The organism is Mesorhizobium sp. M7A.F.Ca.CA.002.05.1.1 (assembly GCF_003998335.1).
In the GTDB taxonomy this organism is placed as follows: Bacteria; Pseudomonadota; Alphaproteobacteria; order Rhizobiales; family Rhizobiaceae; genus Mesorhizobium.
The window spans coordinates 1-1461 of record NZ_RZQI01001187.1; the positions used below are offsets into that span (position 1 = coordinate 1).

Genomic DNA, 1461 nt, shown 5'->3' on the forward strand with positions numbered 1-1461 from the left:
GCGCTATCTCGTGCCGAGCGAGGCGGTGGCTGACGGCATCGTCTATGTCACCGAGGACCGCAAGAGCGAAGGCATCTTCGAGACGATGGGCATTGCCGAGAACCTGTTCGGCGGGCTGCTGGCGGCGGGGCGCGAAAAGGCCTGGGTGATCAACGCGCAGGAAATGCGCGCGCTGTCAGCCGAATGGACGAAGACGTTGAACATCAAGGCGATCAACGACAATGCGCGCGTCGTCGAACTGTCCGGCGGCAACCAGCAGAAGGTGGTGATCGGCAAGGGGCTGGTGCAGCAGCCGCGCATCGTCATCTTCGACGAGCCGACGCGCGGCGTCGATGTCGGCGCGATCGCCGAGATCCATCAGATCATCAACCGGCTGGCCGACGAGGGCCTGGCCGTTGTCGTCATCTCGTCCTACCTGCCGGAGATCATGAACCTGTCCGACCGCATCCTGGTCTGCCGCCAGGGCCGCATCGTCGAGGAGTTTTCGCCGGCCGAGGCGACGGAGGAGAAGATCATGTACGCGGCTGTGCATTAGGTTTCCGGGCGGTGCGTACGTCGATAATTGGCCGGGACGTCCATCCCTTCGTCATCCACGGGCGAAGCAAGGAGCGTAGCGACGCGGCGCAGACCCGAGGATCCATGCCGCGACTTCCATGCGTCGCTGCGGCGCAAGATTCTGCTCCGCCGCACACTTCGAGAGACGTCACGGAATGGATCCTAGGGTCTCCGCGACGGAGCTTCGCTCCTGCTTCGCCCTAGGATGACGAAGGTGAGGGGCTGAAAACCGATTCATCCAAGGTGGTTGGCCGTAATTGCTCAACACTTGATTCAATTCAAACGAAAGGGAACGCCATGGCCACGACGAAACTCCTCAGCGATGCCGAGGTCGAAAAGATCCCCGCCGTGAAAGCCGTGTTCGACGACATCCGCGCGACGCGCAAATCTGATTTCGTCAACAATTTCTGGCGCGGGCTGGCCAATGATCCTCCGGCGCTGAAGCGGATCTGGGAACAGTTGAAGGTGGTGATGGTCGCCGACAGCGCCATCGATCCGCTGACCAAGGAGATGATCTACATTGCTGTCTCGACCGCCAATGGCTGCTCCTACTGCGTCCACTCGCACACGGCGGCGGCCCGCGCCAAAGGCATGACCGATGCGCAGCATGGCGATCTGGTGTCGATCATCGGGCTGGCCGGCCAGACCAACCATCTGGTGACGGCGATGCAGATTCCGGTTGACCCGCAGTTCGAGGTGAAGTGAGGCCTCACACCGGCCGGTAAACCTTCTCCGCCGTGTTCCAGAAAATATCCGCCTCCGCCGCCGCACCATGCCTGGCCACCGCATCGCGGTGCGTCTTGATCAGCTCGGCGTGGCTGGTCCAAAGCTTCTCGATCGGAAAGTTCGAGCCGAACATCAGATGGTCGGCGCCCAATATGTCGATCGCATTGTCGACGATATAGG

Annotated in this window: 3 protein-coding genes; 2 read left to right on the top strand and 1 reads right to left on the bottom strand. The window is 61.6% G+C overall.

Going from position 1 to position 1461, the window contains the following annotated elements; translation table 11 throughout:
* Positions 1 to 535: ATP-binding cassette domain-containing protein (locus EN939_RS33950; protein ID WP_164751504.1), on the top strand; the 535-nt coding region annotated here is incomplete at its 5' end.
* A gap of 317 nt (positions 536 to 852) precedes the next feature.
* Positions 853 to 1260: a carboxymuconolactone decarboxylase family protein gene (locus tag EN939_RS33955; protein WP_127271484.1), complete on the top strand. Its 408-nt coding sequence runs from the start codon at positions 853 to 855 to the stop codon at positions 1258 to 1260.
* A gap of 4 nt (positions 1261 to 1264) precedes the next feature.
* Here EN939_RS33955 and EN939_RS33960 read toward each other — a convergent pair.
* A partial coding sequence (locus tag EN939_RS33960) for an amidohydrolase family protein (RefSeq protein ID WP_164751505.1) occupies positions 1265 to 1461 on the bottom strand: 197 nt, incomplete at its 5' end.

Coding starts and splice junctions, on each gene's coding strand:
- EN939_RS33955 (WP_127271484.1), top strand. CDS start 853: ATGGCCACGACGAAACTCCTCAGCGATGCCGAGGTCGAAAAGATCCCC.